This window comes from Cryobacterium sp. PH31-O1 (assembly GCF_030063455.1).
Classification (GTDB): domain Bacteria; phylum Actinomycetota; class Actinomycetes; order Actinomycetales; family Microbacteriaceae; genus Cryobacterium.
Map to the genome: position 1 here is coordinate 236883 of NZ_JASITB010000007.1, position 19455 is coordinate 256337.

Sequence of the window (19455 nt, forward strand, 5' to 3'; positions counted from 1 at the left end):
ACCATGGCATCACCGCAAACATCCGTCACCCGCCCCAGCAACTGGAATGTACCCAACCTGATCACGGTCGTGCGCATTCTGCTCGCTCCCGTCTTCATCTGGATGCTGTTGGCCGCCGACGGTGACAGCGACCCACTGCGCTGGGTGGCTGCGGTGCTGTTCATCATCGCGATCGCCACCGACGGCATCGACGGCATGATCGCCCGCCGCCACAACCTCGTGACCGACCTCGGCAAGATTCTTGACCCAATCGCCGACAAGATCCTCACCGGTGGCGCCCTGGTCTGCCTGTCCATCCTTGGCGAACTGCCCTGGTGGGTGACCATCGTCATCCTCGTGCGCGAAATCGGCATCACCATTTTCCGGTTCGCCATGCTGCGCGACCGTGTCATTCCGGCCAGCCGTGGCGGCAAGCTTAAAACCGTCTCCCAGTCCGTGTCGATCTCGCTCGCCCTGCTCCCGTTCTGGCTGGTCTTCGGCGAGTGGGTGCACTGGCTCAACACCGCCACCATGACCGTAACGCTCGTGCTCACCGTGGTCTCCGGCCTTGACTACCTGGTCTCGGCCTGGCGCCTGCGAAAGCACGACGTTGCCTGACCCGGCCTCGGCAACCACGGCACCCACAACCGCGGCACTGGCACCTGCAGCGGATGCGACGGCCGAGCTGATCGCGGAACTCACCGCACGCCACCTCACCATCGCCGTCGCCGAATCATTGACCGGCGGGCTGCTGGTGGCTGAACTCGTGCGTGTCCCCGGCGCATCCGTCGTGGTGCGTGGCGGAGTGGTCGCCTATGACACCGCCCTCAAGCGCAGCCTGCTCCACGTCGACAGCAGTGTGCTCAACGTGCACGGGCCCGTACACGCCGATGTCGCCAAACAGATGGCGGGCGGCGTGCGCACCCTGCTCGCGGTCAACGAGGTGCGCGCCGATGTCGGAGTGTCGACCACTGGTGTGGCCGGCCCCGGCCCGGACGGCGGCCATACGGCTGGAACGGTATTCATCGGCCTGTCCAAGGGAACTGGTTCCTGGGCCGTGCCGTTACACCTGCACGGCAACCGCGCCGAGATTCGCGCCGAAACCGTGCGCCAGGCCATCGATGCTGTGCGTGCGCTGATAGCGCAGGGTGACGCGGAATAGTTCCTGTTACGGGCTGGTTACATCGAAGACATTCACAAGAAAATTCCAATGAATCTCGCTAGTGTCAAAGTGTTAGATGAATGCCGTATTGTAAGCATCCAGCACCGCACACCGGTAGTCATAGGATTGATTATTAGGCATAAGAAGGAGGTTCCGATGATTCTTGTTCGTCAGGAAATCGGCGATGTACTCAGGGACTTCCGCCTGCAAAAGGGGCGTACCCTGCGTCAGGTCGCAAGCAAAGCAAGTGTCGCGCTCGGCTACCTCAGCGAGGTAGAACGAGGCCAGAAAGAGGCGTCCTCAGAAATCCTGGCCTCGGTCGCCGACGCTCTGGATACCCCGATTTCGGTCATTATGCGTGAAGTTGGTGATCGTCTCGCCGTCATTGAAGGGATCGATCAGATTCCCGATACGGTACCGGACGACTTCGTCACCACGTACGATGCTGACTTCATGGTGCGTTAGCCACCCAACGGCAGCATCCCCAAGATCTACATCATTATCATTAGCCATCGCCGACACTCAGTGTCGGCGGTGGTTGTTTTTTCGAGAGTGGCATTTCGCCGGAGGCGGATTGAAGGAGTGTTGTGCGCCTGAGCGAATTTCGTACCGCCATGAAGGACGAGTTCGGCGAGGCCTACGGGCGGGTGCTCACCCGTGACCTCGTGCTTACACCGCTCGATGGTCAAACGGCCGACCAGGCCCTCGCCGCTGGCATTCCCGCCCGTGAGGTGTGGCTGGCTCTATGCGCTGAAGTCGACGTACCGCGCAGCCGCTGGTACGGCGCTGGAATCCCAGCTCCTCGGCCGTAGCACGATGTTACCGAGAACTTAGGCGCATATTTCGACACGCCATAGAAGTTTTCCCGATAATGCTCGAATACCTGTTCGCCCTTGATAGGCTCCTCCACAGCGGACAATCTCACAGATTGCGCACCGTTCGATCGTGTCCCCGGCCAGTGTCGGAGGTGCGGCGTACAGTCGCAGTTGTTAGAGAAAGTCAGCGATTGCCTTGTCGAAACAGGCATCGGGGTCTTCCCGATACCCGGGCCGACAGCCTATAGGCGCCACCATGCACACATCGAAATACCGACCGTGCAGAACCTAGGAGATCACGATCATGGCATCACAAGCGAACCGCGAGAAAGCCCTCGAAACCGCCCTCGCTCAAATCGACCGTCAGTTCGGCAAGGGATCGGTCATGCGCCTCGGCAGCGACGAACGCGCCCCCGTTGAAACCATTTCGACCGGTTCGGTGGCTCTCGACGTCGCACTGGGCATAGGCGGCTTGCCGCGTGGTCGCATCGTGGAGATCTACGGTCCGGAATCCTCAGGAAAGACCACGCTCACCCTGCACGCCATCGCCAACGCGCAGAAGAACGGCGGCATTGCCGCCTTCATCGACGCCGAGCACGCCCTCGACCCGGAATATGCCAAGAAGCTTGGCGTCGACATCGACGCTCTCCTCGTCTCTCAGCCCGACACCGGTGAGCAGGCCCTTGAAATCGCCGACATGCTTGTGCGAAGCGGGTCTATCGACCTCATCGTCGTCGACTCCGTTGCCGCACTCGTTCCGCGTGCCGAGATCGAAGGTGAGATGGGTGATTCCCACGTCGGGCTCCAGGCCCGCCTTATGTCCCAGGCCCTGCGCAAGCTCACCGGTGGCCTGAGCCAGACCAACACGACCATGATCTTCATCAACCAGTTGCGCGAGAAGATCGGGGTGTTCTTCGGCAGCCCTGAGACCACCTCGGGCGGTAAGGCCCTCAAGTTCTACGCCTCGGTGCGCCTCGACATTCGTCGCATCGAAACCCTCAAAGACGGCACGGATGCCATCGGTAACCGTACTCGGGTCAAGGTCGTCAAGAACAAAATGGCGCCGCCCTTCAAACAGGCGGAGTTCGACATCATGTACGGCATCGGTATCTCCCGCGAGGGCAGCCTCATCGACTTTGGTGTTGACCAGGGCATTGTCAAGAAGTCCGGTGCCTGGTACACCTACGACGGCGACCAGCTCGGCCAGGGCAAAGAGAACTCGCGCAACTTCCTGATGAAGAACCCCGAGATGGCCAACGAGATCGAACGCAAAATCTTGATCAAGCTCGGCGTCGGCCCCGAAGGCATCGCGGCCAAGGCCGCCGAAAAGGCCGCTGCCGCTGTTGCCTTGGAGGCCGAGACGAAGGCCAAGGCCGAGGCGGACACCGCCGCTCTTCTCGCCGGCGGCCCGGTCGTCGCCAAGGCTCCGGCTGCCCGCAAGACTGCCTAACCGGGCGGCACAGGCCGCACGGCACAGTTCATTTCAGCACAGCACAGCACAGCAACGCAGTGAAAGGCAGGTCACGGGAATGGTGCACTTCGAACCCCTGGATGAAGCAGCGGAACGCCCAGACGCCGATTTGGCTCCCGTGACCTACCTGCACGGTGCAGTACCGGGAATGAAACGTCGCTCGCCGCTTGAAACCGCCTCGCCCGGAGCAGTCTTGCCCGGAGCCGCCTCGCTCGAAGTCGCTTCGACCCGGGTCGATCGGTTCTCAGCGGCAGTTGCCAGTAAGGCCGCGGCGGAGTCCGACGCTGCTGCTGCCGCAAAAGAAGCCGAGCTCGAGCCGGATGGCGGCGATCTCGAAGGCGACCAGACTGTCGCCGCGGCCGATGCGCTCGATCAGCGGGAGCGGGCCGAGAAGGTGCTGCTGCACCGGCTACGCGGCCGCTCCCTGTCCACGGTAGAGGCTGTGCTGGTGTTGAATGCCACCGGCGTCGACTCGGGCGAAGCGAGTGAGATCATCGAGAAATTCATCCAGCTGGAGTACCTCGACGAGGGCAAGCTCGCCGATCAGATCATCCACAGCCACAACGTGCGCAAGGGCCTCGGCCGTACCGGCGTCGAAGCCGAAATGCGTCGACGCAAGCTCGACCCGAGTGTCATGCTCGACAAGCTCGAGGAACTCCCCGACGACGAAGCGGAACGCGCCATCGACCTGGCCACCAAACGGATCGGACAGATGGAACGCTTCGACGACCAGACCATCGACCGTCGTCTCACCGGCTTTCTCATGCGCAAGGGCTACAGCTCAGCAGCGGTCCGGCTGGCTGTCAAGGCGGCCATGGCCAGCCGCGGTGGCGGTGCCGCCTCCCGCGTTCGATTCCGCTAAAGCTGGCACACGGCCCGCACACCGAATTGCTCGCGTAAACTAAATCCACTATGAGTATTGTCGCCCCCGAACAAGCCCGCCGAACCGTGATCAACCCCTCGGTAGCCGCGATCGACGAGTCGGGGCGCGCGCGCACCTACGAGGTGCGCACCTTCGGCTGCCAGATGAACGTACACGACTCCGAACGCCTGAGCGGTTCACTCGAAGCCGCTGGCTATGTCTCGGCTAACGGTGACGAGGCCGACATCGTCGTGATCAACACCTGCGCGGTGCGTGAGAACGCCGACAACAAGCTCTACGGAAACCTCGGCTACCTCGCCTCGGTCAAGCGCAAGCACGCCGGTATGCAGATCGCCGTCGGCGGCTGCCTCGCCCAGAAGGACAAAACGACCATCCTCGAGAAGGCGCCGTGGGTCGACGTGGTCTTCGGCACCCACAACATGGGTTCCCTGCCCAGTCTGCTCGAGCGGGCCAGGCATAACGGTGAGGCCCAGGTCGAGATTCTCGAATCCCTCGAGACGTTCCCTTCCACCCTGCCCACCAAGCGTGACTCCAGCTACAGCGGCTGGGTCTCCATCTCGGTCGGCTGCAACAACACCTGCACCTTCTGCATCGTGCCAGCGCTGCGGGGCAAGGAGAAAGACCGCCGTCCTGGTGAGATCCTCGCCGAGATCCAGGCGCTCGTCGACGACGGCGCCATCGAGGTCACCCTGCTCGGCCAGAACGTCAACTCCTACGGGGTCGAGTTCGGCGACCGCCTTGCCTTCGGCAAGCTGCTGCGCGCGGCCGGAAAGATCGAGGGGCTGGAGCGCATCCGCTTCACCAGCCCGCACCCGGCCGCGTTCACCGACGACGTCATCGACGCCATGGCCGAAACGCCCGCCGTCATGCCGCAGCTGCACATGCCGCTCCAGTCCGGGTCCGATCGCGTCCTCAAGGCGATGCGTCGGTCCTACCGTGGAGCGAAGTTCCTCGGAATTCTCGACCGGGTGCGTGCTCAGATGCCGAACGCTGCCATCAGTACCGACATCATCGTTGGTTTCCCCGGCGAAACCGAGGAAGATTTTCAGGAGACTTTGCGGGTCGTCGAACAGGCCAGGTTCGCGACCGCGTTCACCTTCCAGTACTCCATTCGTCCGGGTACCCCAGCCGCGACGATGCCCGACCAGATCCCCAAGACCATCGTGCAAGACCGCTACGAGCGGCTTGCGGCCCTGCAGGAGCGTATTTCCCTCGAGGAGAACCAGGCGATGATTGGCCGTGAGGTCGAACTGCTCGTCGCCAACGGCGGGCGCAAAGACAACGACACCCACCGCCTCAGCGGGCGAGCCCCCGACAGTCGACTCGTGCACTTCGATGTTCCGGCCGGTTCGGCTCGCCCCCGGCCGGGCGATATGGTCACTGTCGTCGTCACCCAGGCGGCACCATTTCACCTCATCGCCGACTCGACCACAGCAGCGCCCCTGCGCATCCGCTCGACCAGAGCCGGCGACGCCTGGGACCGCATGGAAGCGGAATCCTGCGGCGTTCCCACCCACGGTGCTGCGTCTGGGGGTACCGGTCCGGTTTCGCTCGGCCTGCCGACGATCGGCCTGCGGTTTGAGAGTGGCGCGACCACCATCCCCATCTACGACGTGAACGACAACGAGCGCTAGGCGCTTGTCGTCTGAACCAGCAGCATCGCCCGAGGCAGTGGTGCTGATCGCCATTGTCGGATCGACCGGCACCGGCAAGTCGGAACTGTCCCTGGACCTGGCTGAACGGCTCATCGAGCGCGGACAGCCGGCCGAGATCGTCAACGCCGACGCCATGCAGCTCTACCGCGGTATGGACATCGGCACGGCCAAACTGACCCTCACCGATCGCCGCGGCATTCCTCACCACCTGCTCGATGTACTCGAGGTGACCGACGAGGCCACCGTCAGCAACTACCAGATGGATGCCCGCACTGTCATCACCGAAATCCTCGCTCGCGGGGCCGTCCCCATCCTGGTCGGCGGCTCGGGTCTCTACGTTTCGTCGGTTGTGTTCGACTTTCAATTCCCCGGCACCGATCCAATATTGCGGGGCAGACTCGAAGCCGAACTCCGGCAAATGGGACCGGGCCTGATGTATTCCCAGCTGCAGGCCGTCGACCCACGGGCCGCTCTGCGGATCGGCCCGAGCAATGGGCGCCGTCTCGTTCGAGCGCTTGAGATCGTCGAGCTCACCGGCGCCCCGCACCTCGCTGCTCTCCCGGACGAGCCGGTGTACTGGCGTCCCAGCGTACTGCTCGGTCTGCGCACGCCGCGCGAGCGACTCACCCCCCGGCTCAACGCGCGGGTAGAGCGGATGTGGGCGGCTGGCATAGTTGACGAAGCCAGAGACCTGCTTGCGGCGGGCATCGAGAACGGTGTGACCGCGAGCCGCGCGATCGGCTATGCCCAGGCGCTCGGGCAGGTGCACGGCACTCTCAGCGCGGCGGAGGCCATAGAGGCGACCCAGCAGCTCACCCGCCGCTATGCTCGCCGTCAGGTGAGCTGGTTCAAGCGTTACGCCCACACGCACTGGATCGAATCGGATGCGCCGGACCGCGTCGAAGAAGCCCTGGCACACGTGGACCGGGGCGGTGCGCCCAACGCCGCGCCGCAAATCCTCCCAGCTGCTGCACCGTAAACTGGCGGCATGGGCATCACTTTGAACTTCACCAAGGGCCACGGCACGGGAAACGACTTCGTGCTGTTTGCTGATCCAAACGGCACGATGGAGCTCACCCCGGCTCAGATTCGCGCGGTTTGCGACCGAAAGTTCGGCGTCGGAGCCGATGGCATCATCCGTGCGGTGCGCAGTAAGAACCTGCCGGACGGCGCGGCGGCTCTTGCTGAAGATGACGCTGCCGAGTGGTTCATGGACTACTGGAACGCCGACGGAACCGTCTCGGAAATGTGCGGAAACGGCATCCGGGTCTATGCCAAATTCTTGATTGAGAACGACCTCGCCGAGCTACTGCCCGGCGACACCCTGACGATCGGAACCCGCGGTGGTGTGCGCGACGTGCAGCGCAACGCGTCGGGTTTTCAGGTCGACCTCGGCCGGTGGAAGCTCGACGGCACCGAACCGCTCGTGCGCACCAAGAATCTTCCCGTAGCGCGTCCGGGACTCGGCATCAATGTGGGCAACCCGCACACCGTCGTGGCGCTGGCCGACGATGACGAACTCGATGCCGCCGACCTCACTTTCATTCCGCAGCTCGACCCCGAACCGACCGGTGGCGTGAATATCGAATTCGTTGTGCCCAATGACCCGCTCGTCGTCAACAGCATCGGACGGTTCCGCATGCGGGTGCACGAACGCGGGAGCGGAGAAACCCTGTCGTGCGGCACCGGTGCCGCGGCAGCGGCCCTGGCCACGCGGCACTGGGCCGGAAAGTCGGCGCCACACCAGTGGCGGGTCGAGCTTCCCGGTGGTGTGCTCGGGGTGCGGATGTTTCCGGCTGAGGATGGCGAGCACGTCTCGTTGTCGGGGCCGGCAGAGCTTGTTTTTGACGGGGTTCTGAACCTCGGATAGCACCCGCTGTTTTTGGGTGAGTGCCGTTAGTTGCGGTGTACTGCCAGTACCCGGAATCCCTTGCTGATGGCCTCACGGGTGGTTTCGAAGTTGGCCGGGAGTTCGGCGGCGAGCCAACGCTGGAGCGAGTCCGAGCCGAGGTTACGCTGCACGACGAGCCAGGCATCCGCTTCGGACTCAAGGCGGGGAAGCCAGGTCTGCATGAGGCCGTGCAGCTCGTCCTTGCCGACGCGAATGGGCGGGTTCGACCAGATGGTGCGAAACGAGATATCTGCGGGCACATCGGCGGCGAGCACAGCGTTGATGTTGGTCAGGCCGAGGGCGGCGGCGTTGGTGCGCACGAGGTCGAGTGCCCGCTCGTTCACGTCGACGGCCCAGATCGTGGCCTCGGGGGATGCCATGGCGAGGTGCAACGCGATCGGGCCCCAGCCGCAGCCGAGGTCGAGAAAGTGACCGGTCAGCGGCGGCTCGGGCGCGTACTTGAGCAGCACCTCGGTTCCACCGTCAATGTGGGCAGGGCTGAACACCGAATTGGCGGTCGTCAGCTCACGGTCCTGCCCGTGCAACTGCACCGTGATCTGGCGGGTTTTCAGTACGGTGCCGGGCGCCGGAGAAAAATAGTGGTCGGACGACATAGGAGGAACCTTTCAACTTCGTTGAACTAAGGTTAATGGGATGAATGATCCAACGGCGCCCTCGGGCAACGACGCGGTAGAAAACTCAGGTGCAGAAGCACTCGACGCAGACGATGTTGTCGCGCGAGTGTTGGCCAGCGCCGACAGCAAGGCTGCCGGTTACTCCCTATTTCGCAGCGGTTCGGCGCAGGCCCTGCAAGATCAGGCTTCGGGCGGATATGACGGCAGCGAGCACGATGGCGACCAGTCTGAGCGTGCCGACCGCAACGCCCTGCGCCGCGTCGGCGGGCTTTCCACCGAACTTGAAGACGTCACCGAGGTCGAATACCGGCAGCTGCGTCTGGAAAACGTCGTGCTGGTGGGCGTGTATACCCACGGCACCGTCGACGACGCCGAGAACTCCATGCGCGAACTCGCCGCCCTCGCTGAAACCGCCGGGGCCACCGTGCTCGACGGGCTGCTGCAGCGTCGGGCCACCCCCGACCCGAGCACCTACCTCGGAAAGGGCAAGGCCCAGGAAGTCGCCGACATCGTGAAGGCGCTCGGTGCCGACACCGTCATTGCCGACACCGAACTGGCGCCCAGCCAGCGACGTGCCCTCGAGGACGTGGTCAAGGTCAAGGTCATCGATCGTACCGCCGTGATTCTCGACATCTTCAGCCAGCACGCCAAGAGCCGTGAGGGCAAGGCACAGGTGGAACTCGCCCAGATGGCGTACATGCTGCCGCGTCTGCGAGGCTGGGGCGACTCGATGTCCCGCCAGGCGGGTGGCCAGGTTGGTGGCACCGGAGCCGGAATGGGCTCGCGCGGCCCCGGTGAGACCAAGATCGAACTCGACCGTCGCCGCATCCATACCCGGATGTCCAAACTGCGCAAGCAGATGGTCGAGATGAAGCCCGCTCGCGAGGCCAAACGCGCCAACCGCAAGCGCAACGCCGTGCCGTCCGTGGCCATTGTCGGGTACACCAACGCCGGCAAGTCCAGCCTGCTCAACCGCATTACCAAGGCCGGAGTGCTCGTCGAGAATTCCCTGTTCGCTACCCTCGACGCCACCGTGCGCAAGTCGACGACCGCCGACGGCCGCCTCTATACCCTCACCGACACGGTCGGCTTCGTGCGCAACCTGCCGCACCAACTGGTGGAAGCCTTTCGCTCAACCCTCGAAGAAGTCGCTGACGCCGACGTCATCGTGCACGTCGTCGATGGATCCCACCCCGACCCGGTCGCGCAACTCGCCACCGTGCGCGACGTCATCTCCGAGGTCGGCGCCCGCGACATTCCCGAACTGGTCGTCTTCAACAAGAGCGACCTGATCAGCGACGACGACCGGCTCGTGCTGCGCGGCCTCGAACCGAAGGCGACGTTCGTGTCGGCCCGCAGCGGTGAGGGCATCGAGACTGTGCTGGCCGCAGTGGCGTTGCTCCTGCCGACGCCGCAGATCGAACTGGATCTTCTCATTCCCTACGACCGCGGTGATCTCATCGCGGTGCTGCACGATCAGGGGCGCATCGAAGCCACCGATTATGTGGAAGCCGGCACGCACGTGAGCGCGTTCGTCACTCCCGAGATCGAGCCGCAATTCGCCCCGTTCGTCATTCTCCCCGCGGTCTCCACCTAGGGACTGACCCACTGGAGGCCGCCCGGATGACACGAAGTGTCACATTCGTGCACAGCGGCGTCGGTGTTGTTAGTGTCTAATCAATCGTTGCCGACGGAATTCATTCCCCGGCATGGAGCGACAGCCGAGCCCGGCATCCGCCCGCGAAGAACCGCCAGCTAGCTGGCGGTGTCCGCGGCCGCCCGGCCACCACCGCTGTACCGCTTATGCCGAATGAGGGACCATGACCGCGACAGGGATTTCCGCGTGTAACAACCGCCCGGCGTTCTCGTTTGAGGTGTATCCGCCGAAATCGGTAGCGGCAGCATCCGCTCTGACGCGCACCATTGACCACCTCGCCGCAGCCGGCCCCGACTTCATCTCCGTCACCTACGGTGCCAACGGCTCCTCGCGCAACTCCTCGCTCGATGTGCTGCGTTACATCAGGGACCACACGTCAGTGGATGCGATGGCGCACCTCACCTGCGTCGGCTCCTCGCACGCTGAGACCAGCCGGCTCATTCGTGAGTTCCTCGATGCCGGTATCCGCAGCTTTCTCGCCATTCGCGGCGACGCACCGCAGGGAGCGGCTGAAGGCGACACCACCTTCCTCGGCGACCTGCACAGCGCCGGCGAGCTGGTGCAGCTCATTCACCGGGTGCAGACCGAACGGGTGCCGTACATCGAGACCGTGATTCCCGGCCTGCCCGCCGCCCGCGGGCTGAAAACCAAACGCAGCCGGGTGCGCATCGGTGTCGCGGCCTTCCCAAACGGCCACCCCAACTCGCGGTCGGTCGCGCAGGACATCGACACTCTGCTGGCTAAACAAGCCGCTGGTGCCAACCTCGCGATCACCCAGCTGTTCTTCCACGCTGACGATTACCTCAGCTTCATCCAGCGGGCGCGTTCTGCCGGGGTGCTCTTTCCCATTCTTCCCGGAATCATGCCCGTGACCAGCCCGAATCGGTTGCGTCGCATTCTGCAGCTCTCCGGGGAGAAACTGCCGGCCGAACTATCAATCGAGCTCGAGGTCGAACCGACCGAGGAGGGACAGCGGCGGATCGGCATCGACTACGCCGTGCGCCTCGGACGGGACGTTCTCGCTGGCGGTGCCCCCGGCCTCCACCTCTACGCTTTCAACCAGCACGAGACCGTGCTGTTGGTTCTTGAGGGGTGTGGGGCGCTCCGGGTGCCCGCCGCCATGCCCTAGGCCTCGCGCGAGCTCAAGGCGCAGGCCCACCCTCATCACGTTTGTCTTTTCCGACCATTCAAGCCGCTATTGCTCCAGTGAAGGAATCACCATGCCCATTTCTGTATCCCCCGCCTTTCCCACCGGCACCATCCTCGGTTACCCACGCATCGGGCGACGACGGGAGCTGAAGAAGGCCGTTGAAGCCTTCTGGTCTGGCACGATCAACGCCGCCGATCTCGAAGGCGTTGCCGCCGGGCTTCGCGCCGACACTCGTGATCGGCTCGTCGAACTCGGTCTGGGGCAGACGGACTCCTCGATCCCCGAGTCGTTCTCGTACTACGACCAGGTGCTCGACACCATCGTCGCCGTCGGAGCGATTCCGGACCGGTTCGCCTCGCTCGTTGCCGCCGACGGAACCCTCGACCTCGCCGGATACTTCACCCTGGCCCGCGGCGAGGGCGAGAACCTGCCGCTGGAAATGACCAAGTGGTTCGATTCGAATTACCACTACCTCGTGCCCGAGATCGGTCCCGAGACAGTGTTCTCGCTCGCCGGTGACCGTATCGTACGCGAATTCGTCGAGGCAAAGGCGGCGGGATTCCTCACCCGTCCGGTGCTCGTGGGCCCGGTCACCTTCCTGCTGCTCAGCAAGGCCAGCGACGACGCACCGGCCGGGTTCTCGCCGCTTTCCCGACTCGACGATCTCCTTCCCGTCTACGCTGCGCTGCTGACCCGGCTGGCGGATGCCGGCGTCGAGTGGGTGCAGCTCGACGAGCCGGGCCTGGTCAGCGAATCCATCGACGTACCGCGCGCACGCACGCTCGCGGCCGTCGCATCCGCTTATGGGGTACTTGGCCAACTGACCGAACGGCCGGCACTGTTCGTCGCTGCACCGTACGGCAGCCTCGATGACGCCCTGCCGGTGCTGGCCGCCACAGCCGTCGACGCGATCGGTCTCGACCTGGTGCGGGGAACCTTGCCCCTGGCGGTACCCGGGCTGGCCGGTAAGACCCTCGTCGCCGGAGTCATCGACGGGCACAACATCTGGCGCAGCGACCTGGCCGGTGCCTTCGAGGTCGCCGAGAGCGTACGCGCGCTGTCGGACTCCGTCACCGTGTCTACCTCAACGTCGCTGTTGCACGTGCCACACGATGTGCAGGATGAAACGTCGTTGCCTGACGCGCTCAAGCGCTGGCTCGCTTTTGCCGACCAGAAGGTCGGCCAGGTCGCGACCCTCGCGCTGGGTCTCACCGCCGGCCGTGACGCCATTGCGGCGCCGCTGGCCGAGGCCGAGGCCGCCCTGGCGGCCAGGCACAGCGCTCCGGGCGTGCGCGACGGTGTCGTGCGCACCCGTACCGCCGCACTGACCGACGCTGACTTCACCCGCGGGGCCTACGCCGATCGCCTGATCGCCCAGGATGCGGCGCTGCAGCTGCCGTCGCTGCCGACGACCACGATCGGATCGTTCCCGCAGACCGCCGATATTCGCCGGGCACGCGCACAGTTTGTCAAAGGCGCACTCAGCGCCGACGACTACCGCGACCTGATGCGCGCCGAGATAGGCCGTGTCGTTGCCCTGCAGGAAGAGATCGGACTCGACGTGCTCGTGCACGGCGAACCCGAACGCAACGACATGGTGCAGTACTTCGCGGAAAACCTCGACGGGTTCGCCGTGACCGAGAACGGCTGGGTGCAGTCCTACGGCAGCCGCTGCACCCGGCCGTCCATTCTGTGGGGTGACGTGTCGCGAGTGGCGCCGATCACGGTGGACTGGTCCGTGTACACGCAGAGCCTCACGGAGAAGCCGGTGAAGGGCATGCTCACGGGGCCGGTAACCATCCTGGCCTGGTCTTTCGTGCGCGACGACCAGCCGCTCGGTGAAACGGCCCGCCAGGTGGCCCTCGCCTTGCGGGATGAGATCGGCGACCTCGAGGCCGCCGGCATCAAGATCGTTCAGGTCGATGAGCCAGCCCTGCGCGAGCTGCTGCCGCTGAAGAAGAAGGACCATGCCGGCTACCTGGACTGGTCGGTCGGTTCGTTCCGGCTCGCCACGGCCGGGGTAGCGGATGCGACCCAGATCCACACGCACCTGTGCTACTCCGAATTCGGCGTCGTCATTGAAGCCATCCGAAACCTCGACGCCGACGTGACGAGCATCGAAGCGGCCCGGTCGCGCATGGAAGTGGTGCGTGAGATCGAGGCCGGCGGGTTCGACCACGGCATCGGCGCCGGCATCTATGACATCCACTCGCCCCGGGTGCCGAGCGTTGAGGAGTTGACGACCCTGCTCGACACCGCCCTGGAGTCCATTCCCGAACGCCAGGTGTGGGTGAACCCGGACTGCGGGCTCAAGACACGCGGCTACGGCGAGACCGTGCAGTCGCTGCACAACATGCTCGCCGCGACGCGGCTGGTTCGCGAACGCCGCGGCGTCAGGGTCGACGCGTAGCGCCATCGCCAATCCCCGGTTATTACCTCGGGAGATGACGGGCCCGATCACCGGTTGGTGGTCGGGCCCGTCTCGTACGGTACTGAGCCCTTAATTCGCACCGAGGTGTGCAGCGTGGGGACCGAACATGGACTAGACCGAGCGCAACACCGCGACGACTTTGCCGAGGATGTCGGCAAAGTCGCCGACGATTGGTTCGAAATTGCTGTTGCGCGGAAGTAGCCAAGTGTGGCCGTCTCGCTTACGCAACACCTTGACGGTGGCCTCGTTGTCGAGCATGGCCGCCACGATCTCACCATTCTCCGCGGTCTTCTGTTGCCGCACGACGACCCAGTCGCCGTCACAAATCGCAGCGTCGATCATTGACTCACCGACGACCTTGAGCATGAACAGTTCGCCCTGGCCCACAAGTTGGCGAGGCAGTGGAAAAATTTCATCGATCTGCTGGTCGGCCGTGATCGGGATGCCGGCAGCAATTCGACCGACCAGAGGAACCATCGCCGCATCGCCGACCTGCACACCCGGATGAAAGCTGTCCTGGTCGCCGGTGCCGACGTCTTCGGGGGCGCGCTGGATCTCGATGAGCACTTCGAGTGCCCGTGGACGATTCGGGTCGCGGCGCAGGTAGCCGCTGAGCTCGAGCTGGTTGAGCTGGTGGGTCACGCTTGACAGCGAGGCGAGTCCGACCGCGTCACCGATCTCACGCATGCTCGGCGGGTAGCCGCGCGAGCTCACCGAACGCTGGATCACGTCGAGAATAGCGAGCTGGCGTTGGCTCAAACTCTTGCGGCGACGAGTGCCGCCCTTGTCGCGGGGAGCGCCGGTGTCTTGTGTCACGATCTGCCCTTCTGGAGTCGGTCCCGCCCGGCCTGAAATCGTGCTTCGCGGGAATGTCGGTGGTGTCTGGTTGAGTGTAAATCAAGCAATTGTTCTATCGAAAGTTTATCCAGTTCTCCGCCTTGAAACAAACACTTATTCGAGTGTGTCGCGTGAAATTCCGGGCGAAAACCAGAAAGAGCTTGCATGTTCGATTGTTCGAAGTTATATTCGGAACATAGTTTCGTATCCCGCCCTCCCGGCCGACGGCCGGATACGAGACTCGCAGCCCGCCAACCCTGGAGGTTTGACATGACCACAGCATTTGCACACCCAGTACCTCGTGACGACGTTCAGGCCACCCCAGCGCCAGTCACCCGACTTCGCCTCACCCGTCGTGGGCGAGCGGTACTCACGACCCTCGCTGCCGTTCCGCTCGTGCTCGGTGCCGTGGGCTTCGCCATCAACGGGGGAGCGGCCGGCGCGTCGGACTCGGCCACGGGTGTCGACCTCATGTCGTATACGACCGACTCTGGAATCGTTGCCACCCTGGCCTACTCACCGACCGACGTTGGTTCCGCCCGATTCATCACGGTCGAACCCGGCCAGACCCTGTGGGACCTCGCCGAAGAGATCTCGCCGTCCGCGGACCCGCGCGACGTGGTCGCTGATATCAAACGACTGAACGCCCTCTCCGTTGAAACGCTGCAGCCAGGGCAGCGACTGGAAATCCCCGCTGACTCCTGATTCGTCAAAGACAGAGGAGCCATGGACCTTTCGCAGGGTCGTAGCATGGAGAGTGTGACCAGCCTCGATGATCTTCCGCTCCGCACCAACCTGCAAGGCCTGACCCCGTATGGTGCTCCGCAGCTGCACGTGCCGGTGGCCCTGAACGTCAACGAGAACACGCACCCCATTCCAGAGGCGGTCGCCCGCGACATCCTCGCCGGCCTGGCCGAGGCCATCCGCTCGGTTAATCGGTACCCGGACCGCGAATTCACCGCCCTGCGCGAGGCGCTCGCGCGGTACCTCGGCGACGAGCTCGGTGCCAATAGCAGCCTTAGTGCCGATAATATCTGGGCGGCTAACGGCTCCAACGAAGTGCTCCAGCAGGTGCTTCAGGCGTTCGGAGGCCCCGGACGCACCCTGCTCGGCTTCGCACCCACCTATTCGATGTATTCCATCCTCGCGTCGGGAACTGACACCACCTGGATTCCGGGTGCCAGGGACGCCGACTACGAGCTGTCGCCCGCCACCGCCGTGCGCGAAATCACGCGAACGAACCCCAACATCATCTTTCTGTGTTCCCCCAACAACCCCACCGGCACCCCTCTTTCACTCGAGACGATCGCCGCCGCCTACGACGCGACCGACGGCATCGTCGTCGTCGATGAGGCCTACGCCGAATTCGCACCCGTCGGCACCCCCAGTGCGCTCACCCTGCTGCCGGGTCGGGAACGCCTGCTCGTCTCGCGCACGATGAGCAAGGCCTTCGCCTTCGCCGGTGCGCGCGTGGGCTATCTGGCGGCAGACCCGGCGGTGACCGATGCCCTCCGCCTGGTGCGTCTGCCGTACCACCTCTCCGCTCTGACTCAGGCCGCGGCCAACGCCGCCCTGGCACACAGCGCCGAGATGCTCGCGATGGTCGACGACATTCGTCGACAGCGCGACCGCCTCATGGTTGAACTGGCCCGTTTGGGCTATGCCCCACACCGCAGCTGGAGCAACTTCGTCTTGTTCGGAGGAGTCGCCGACCCGCAGGAGACCTTCAAATCGTTGCTCGCTGAGGGGATCCTCATCCGCGACGTCGGTATTCCCGGCCACTTGCGGGTGACGGCTGGTACCGAGAAGGAGACCTCTTTGTTCTTGGACGCCCTGGCCAGGGTGGGACGAACGGATCGGCCCGGTCAAACCGAGTCGGCCCGAGCCGAATAAGCTAGCCCTATGAGCTCAACTGACGGTATTTCCACGCCCCGCGTCGCACACCTGCAACGGGAGACGAGTGAATCCAGCATTGACCTCTCGTTGAACCTCGATGGCACCGGCGTCAGCGACATCCACACCTCGGTGCCGTTCTACGACCACCTACTGACCGCTTTTGCCAAACATTCGCTGACCGATCTCACCGTGCGTGCCTCCGGTGACATCGACATCGATGTGCACCACACCGTCGAAGACGTGGGAATCGTGCTCGGCCAGGCGATCCGTCAGGCCCTCGGCGACAAGTCGGGCATCTCCCGCTACGGTGACGCCCTCGTGCCGCTCGACGAAGCTCTCGCCCAGGCTGTCGTCGATATCTCCGGCCGGCCCTATCTCGTGCACACCGGCGAACCGGCCGGATTCGAATTCCACCTCATCGGCGGCCACTTCACGGGTTCCATGGTTCGTCACGTCTTCGAAGCCATCACCTTTCACGCTGGTTTGACCGTGCACGTCACCCTGCTCGGCGGCCGCGACCCCCACCACATCGCCGAAGCCGAGTTCAAAGCCTTCGCCCGTGCGTTCCGCCTCGCGAAGGCGCTCGACCCGCTCGTGCGTGGCATTCCGTCGACCAAGGGTGCTCTGTGACCCGGGTCGTCGTCTTCGACTACGGAACCGGCAATGTGCACTCCGCGGTCAAGGCGCTTGAACTGGCCGGCGCTGACGTGACCCTAACGAGTGACCGCAAAATCGCCCTGGAAGCCGACGGTCTCGTCGTGCCCGGTGTCGGTGCTTTCAGCGCCGTGATGCAGGCCCTCACAGCGGTGCGCGGTGACGAGATCGTCGATCGGCGTTTGGCCGGTGACCGCCCGGTGCTGGGCATCTGCGTCGGGATGCAGGTGATGTTTGAACACGGTGTCGAGCGTGGCGTCGACACCGAGGGCCTCGGCGAATGGCCCGGAACCGTCACCGAGCTGCCGGCAACGATCCTGCCGCACATGGGCTGGAACAACGTCAAGAGTGCGCCGGGCTCTGAGCTCTTTCGCGGAATCGAAGAGGAACGCTTCTACTTCGTACACTCCTACGCTGCCCAGACCTGGACGCTCGAGGTCATGCCGCCGTTTCCCGAACCGCGCTTGACCTGGGCTGAACACGGAGCGCCGTTCCTGGCAGCAATCGAAAACGGGCCGCTCTGCGCCACCCAGTTTCACCCGGAAAAATCGGGGGAGGCGGGCATCCGCTTATTGAAGAACTGGATCGGCACACTGCGCCACTAGCCATGCGCGCCTAGACTTCAGAATCCTTATCATCCGTACCGGCACCCGCCATGAATAACCGGCCGCATCATGCGGCCGCACCAATCGAGGACACCAATGAGCGAGTTCAACAAGACACCGAGGCTCGTCCTCCTGCCCGCCGTCGATGTGGCCGGCGGCAAGGCAGTTCGCCTGACGCAGGGCGAGGCCGGCACGGAAACGAACTACGGTGACCCCGTCGACGCTGCTGCCGACTGGGCCAGGCAGGGAGCCGAATGGATTCATCTCGTCGACCTCGACGCGGCGTTCGGCCGGGGCAACAACACCGGCGTGATCAAAAAGGTCATTCGTCAGGTCAAGGGCGTCAACATCGAACTCTCCGGCGGCATCCGCGATGACGAATCGCTCGAAGCGGCGCTCACCACGGGCGTGAAACGCATCAACCTCGGCACCGCGGCACTCGAAAACCCGGAATGGGCGGCCAGCGTGATCGCGCAATATGGCGAAGCTGTGGCTGTCGGCCTCGACGTGCGCGGCACGACGCTCGCCGCGCGAGGCTGGACCAAGGACGGTGGAGACCTGTGGCAGGTACTCGAACGCCTCGAAGCGGCCGGCTGTGCCCGCTACGTGGTGACCGACGTCACCAAGGATGGCACCCTGCAGGGCCCGAACATCGAGCTGTTGCGCCAGGTGCTGGACCGCACGCGCAAGCCGGTCATCGCCTCCGGTGGCATTTCCAGCCTCGATGACATCGACGCGCTGCGCAAACTCGTGCCTCTGGGCCTGGAAGGCGCCATCGTGGGCAAAGCGCTCTATGCGGGCGCGTTCACCCTGGCCGAGGCGCTGGACGTCTCGGGATCCTAATGGCCAGGGCGCGTAACCTCGGCTCCACGGGCGATCCCTCTGGGCGGCCCGGTTCGCTGGGCCAGCCTAATTCGCCGGGCCAGCCGAGCTCGCCGGGCCAGCCTGGTGAGCCGAACGAGCTGGCCGATTCGGCCGGGCAGCCCTGGGCCGGCCGAGAATTCGAGGCGAACCTCGACGCCGGCGATGACGGGGCTGCTCCCGTGGCCCTCGCCGCAGCCCTCGCGCGCTTTCAGGCCCGCGAGGTCGGCGAAGAAAGCGTCGTCGACGCCATCCGCGGTGCCCGCCTGCTGATTCCGCTGGTCACCATGCTCGGGGAGGCAGCACTGAACGCGCGCGGCCAAACGATCGACAAAACGCAGGAATTGTCGATCATCACCGTGGCCGGCCCCGACGGCCGCACCGTGCTGCCCGCCTTCTCCTCAACCGCCGCCATGACGGCGTGGAACCCCCTTGCCCGGCCTGTTCCAGCGGATGCCGTACGCGTCGCCCTGGCCGCCGCGCAAGAAGACACCGACCTCGTCGTGCTCGATCCCACCTCGCCCGATGAATTCGTCATCCGGCGCCCGGCCCTGTGGGCGATCGCGCAATCCCTGCCGTGGACACCGAGTTATGCCAGCAGCCAGGTCGCCGACGCCTTCAGAACATCGATCGAGACGGAACTGTCGGTGCTGACCGTCGCGCTCTCCGCCGGTGACCCACTGGCACGGCTCGACGGCCCCGAACTCGTGGTGCAGCTCGAGCTGGTCGACGGGCTCACCCAGGCCGATCTCGACGCGATTCTGAGCCGGCTTGGCATTCGGTGGTCGGAGAATGAGATCATCACGACCGGCGTTGACTCGTTGCGCGTCAAACTCGTCGCGTCGGCGTAACGGAAGATTCTGGCGTGTTGAG

General features: G+C 64.4%; 20 protein-coding genes. 18 read left to right on the plus strand and 2 right to left on the minus strand.

Going from position 1 to position 19455, the window contains the following annotated elements; translation table 11 throughout:
- The first annotated feature begins 3 nt into the window (after window positions 1-3).
- The 9 genes from pgsA to dapF all read left to right on the plus strand — a co-directional run bounded on the left by pgsA (window position 4) and on the right by dapF (window position 7835).
- A complete protein-coding gene (pgsA, locus tag QMK31_RS15085; RefSeq protein ID WP_283501760.1) occupies window positions 4-597 on the plus strand; it encodes a CDP-diacylglycerol--glycerol-3-phosphate 3-phosphatidyltransferase in 594 nt (197 codons plus the stop codon).
- Window positions 590-1141, plus strand: a complete 552-nt coding sequence (locus tag QMK31_RS15090) for a CinA family protein (protein WP_283501761.1) — start codon at window positions 590-592, stop codon at window positions 1139-1141. The genes pgsA and QMK31_RS15090 overlap by 8 nt, the downstream gene beginning before the upstream one ends.
- A gap of 156 nt (window positions 1142-1297) precedes the next feature.
- Window positions 1298-1606 carry a helix-turn-helix domain-containing protein gene (locus tag QMK31_RS15095; protein ID WP_283501762.1) on the plus strand — a complete coding sequence of 103 codons (309 nt, stop codon included), beginning with the start codon at window positions 1298-1300 and terminating at the stop codon, window positions 1604-1606.
- A gap of 122 nt (window positions 1607-1728) precedes the next feature.
- Window positions 1729-1953 (plus strand): DUF3046 domain-containing protein, encoded by a 225-nt coding sequence (locus QMK31_RS15100; protein ID WP_283501763.1) that lies wholly within the window; start codon window positions 1729-1731, stop codon window positions 1951-1953.
- A gap of 307 nt (window positions 1954-2260) precedes the next feature.
- Window positions 2261-3406: a recombinase RecA gene (gene recA, locus QMK31_RS15105; protein ID WP_283501764.1), complete on the plus strand. Its 1146-nt coding sequence runs from the start codon at window positions 2261-2263 to the stop codon at window positions 3404-3406.
- A gap of 79 nt (window positions 3407-3485) precedes the next feature.
- The gene (locus QMK31_RS15110; RefSeq protein ID WP_283501765.1) at window positions 3486-4289 is read left to right on the plus strand and encodes a regulatory protein RecX; all 804 of its coding nucleotides are present in this window, start codon (window positions 3486-3488) and stop codon (window positions 4287-4289) included.
- Window positions 4290-4339: 50 nt separating this feature from the next.
- On the plus strand, window positions 4340-5944 hold the full coding sequence (miaB, locus tag QMK31_RS15115; RefSeq protein WP_283501766.1) for a tRNA (N6-isopentenyl adenosine(37)-C2)-methylthiotransferase MiaB: 1605 nt from the start codon (window positions 4340-4342) through the stop codon (window positions 5942-5944).
- 4 nt (window positions 5945-5948) lie between these two features.
- Window positions 5949-6944: a tRNA (adenosine(37)-N6)-dimethylallyltransferase MiaA gene (gene miaA, locus QMK31_RS15120; RefSeq protein WP_283501767.1), complete on the plus strand. Its 996-nt coding sequence runs from the start codon at window positions 5949-5951 to the stop codon at window positions 6942-6944.
- Window positions 6945-6953: 9 nt separating this feature from the next.
- Window positions 6954-7835, plus strand: coding sequence for a diaminopimelate epimerase (gene dapF, locus QMK31_RS15125; protein WP_283501768.1), 882 nt, complete (start codon window positions 6954-6956; stop codon window positions 7833-7835).
- A gap of 26 nt (window positions 7836-7861) precedes the next feature.
- Here the strand turns inward: dapF and QMK31_RS15130 are convergent, their stop codons facing one another.
- Window positions 7862-8470, minus strand: coding sequence for a class I SAM-dependent methyltransferase (locus QMK31_RS15130; protein WP_283501769.1), 609 nt, complete (start codon window positions 8468-8470; stop codon window positions 7862-7864).
- A 40-nt stretch (window positions 8471-8510) separates the two neighbouring features.
- Between QMK31_RS15130 and hflX the strand changes: the two genes are divergently transcribed.
- The 3 genes from hflX to metE all read left to right on the plus strand — a co-directional run bounded on the left by hflX (window position 8511) and on the right by metE (window position 13708).
- A complete protein-coding gene (gene hflX, locus QMK31_RS15135) occupies window positions 8511-10088 on the plus strand; it encodes a GTPase HflX (protein ID WP_283501770.1) in 1578 nt (525 codons plus the stop codon).
- A 223-nt stretch (window positions 10089-10311) separates the two neighbouring features.
- On the plus strand, window positions 10312-11277 hold the full coding sequence (locus tag QMK31_RS15140) for a methylenetetrahydrofolate reductase (RefSeq protein ID WP_283501771.1): 966 nt from the start codon (window positions 10312-10314) through the stop codon (window positions 11275-11277).
- A 91-nt stretch (window positions 11278-11368) separates the two neighbouring features.
- Window positions 11369-13708 (plus strand): 5-methyltetrahydropteroyltriglutamate--homocysteine S-methyltransferase, encoded by a 2340-nt coding sequence (metE, locus tag QMK31_RS15145; RefSeq protein WP_283501772.1) that lies wholly within the window; start codon window positions 11369-11371, stop codon window positions 13706-13708.
- Window positions 13709-13840: 132 nt separating this feature from the next.
- Here metE and lexA read toward each other — a convergent pair whose 3' ends face one another.
- The gene (gene lexA, locus QMK31_RS15150; RefSeq protein WP_502853340.1) at window positions 13841-14548 is read right to left on the minus strand and encodes a transcriptional repressor LexA; all 708 of its coding nucleotides are present in this window, start codon (window positions 14546-14548) and stop codon (window positions 13841-13843) included.
- A gap of 288 nt (window positions 14549-14836) precedes the next feature.
- Here lexA and QMK31_RS15155 point away from each other — a divergent pair, with 288 nt between their 5' ends.
- The 6 genes from QMK31_RS15155 (at window position 14837) to QMK31_RS15180 (ending at window position 19433) form a co-directional block, all read left to right on the plus strand.
- The gene (locus QMK31_RS15155) at window positions 14837-15271 is read left to right on the plus strand and encodes a LysM peptidoglycan-binding domain-containing protein (RefSeq protein WP_283501774.1); all 435 of its coding nucleotides are present in this window, start codon (window positions 14837-14839) and stop codon (window positions 15269-15271) included.
- Window positions 15272-15316: 45 nt separating this feature from the next.
- Complete coding sequence (locus QMK31_RS15160) at window positions 15317-16459, plus strand: histidinol-phosphate transaminase (RefSeq protein WP_283501775.1); 1143 nt, start codon at window positions 15317-15319, stop codon at window positions 16457-16459.
- 27 nt (window positions 16460-16486) lie between these two features.
- The gene (gene hisB / locus QMK31_RS15165) at window positions 16487-17092 is read left to right on the plus strand and encodes an imidazoleglycerol-phosphate dehydratase HisB (protein ID WP_283501821.1); all 606 of its coding nucleotides are present in this window, start codon (window positions 16487-16489) and stop codon (window positions 17090-17092) included.
- A complete protein-coding gene (gene hisH, locus QMK31_RS15170) occupies window positions 17089-17721 on the plus strand; it encodes an imidazole glycerol phosphate synthase subunit HisH (RefSeq protein WP_283501776.1) in 633 nt (210 codons plus the stop codon). Before hisB ends, hisH begins: the two co-directional genes overlap by 4 nt.
- Before the next feature lie 96 nt (window positions 17722-17817).
- A complete protein-coding gene (priA, locus tag QMK31_RS15175) occupies window positions 17818-18564 on the plus strand; it encodes a bifunctional 1-(5-phosphoribosyl)-5-((5-phosphoribosylamino)methylideneamino)imidazole-4-carboxamide isomerase/phosphoribosylanthranilate isomerase PriA (RefSeq protein ID WP_283501777.1) in 747 nt (248 codons plus the stop codon).
- Window positions 18564-19433: an SseB family protein gene (locus QMK31_RS15180; protein WP_283501778.1), complete on the plus strand. Its 870-nt coding sequence runs from the start codon at window positions 18564-18566 to the stop codon at window positions 19431-19433. Before priA ends, QMK31_RS15180 begins: the two co-directional genes overlap by 1 nt.
- Window positions 19434-19455: the final 22 nt, after the last annotated feature.

Coding starts and splice junctions, on each gene's coding strand:
- QMK31_RS15180 (WP_283501778.1), top strand. CDS start 18,564: ATGGCCAGGGCGCGTAACCTCGGCTCCACGGGCGATCCCTCTGGGCGG.
- QMK31_RS15095 (WP_283501762.1), top strand. CDS start 1,298: ATGATTCTTGTTCGTCAGGAAATCGGCGATGTACTCAGGGACTTCCGC.
- miaB (WP_283501766.1), top strand. CDS start 4,340: ATGAGTATTGTCGCCCCCGAACAAGCCCGCCGAACCGTGATCAACCCC.
- QMK31_RS15110 (WP_283501765.1), top strand. CDS start 3,486: ATGGTGCACTTCGAACCCCTGGATGAAGCAGCGGAACGCCCAGACGCC.
- hflX (WP_283501770.1), top strand. CDS start 8,511: ATGAATGATCCAACGGCGCCCTCGGGCAACGACGCGGTAGAAAACTCA.
- recA (WP_283501764.1), top strand. CDS start 2,261: ATGGCATCACAAGCGAACCGCGAGAAAGCCCTCGAAACCGCCCTCGCT.
- QMK31_RS15155 (WP_283501774.1), top strand. CDS start 14,837: ATGACCACAGCATTTGCACACCCAGTACCTCGTGACGACGTTCAGGCC.
- QMK31_RS15140 (WP_283501771.1), top strand. CDS start 10,312: ATGACCGCGACAGGGATTTCCGCGTGTAACAACCGCCCGGCGTTCTCG.
- pgsA (WP_283501760.1), top strand. CDS start 4: ATGGCATCACCGCAAACATCCGTCACCCGCCCCAGCAACTGGAATGTA.
- metE (WP_283501772.1), top strand. CDS start 11,369: ATGCCCATTTCTGTATCCCCCGCCTTTCCCACCGGCACCATCCTCGGT.
- priA (WP_283501777.1), top strand. CDS start 17,818: ATGAGCGAGTTCAACAAGACACCGAGGCTCGTCCTCCTGCCCGCCGTC.
- dapF (WP_283501768.1), top strand. CDS start 6,954: ATGGGCATCACTTTGAACTTCACCAAGGGCCACGGCACGGGAAACGAC.
- QMK31_RS15130 (WP_283501769.1), bottom strand. CDS start 8,470: ATGTCGTCCGACCACTATTTTTCTCCGGCGCCCGGCACCGTACTGAAA.
- QMK31_RS15160 (WP_283501775.1), top strand. CDS start 15,317: ATGGAGAGTGTGACCAGCCTCGATGATCTTCCGCTCCGCACCAACCTG.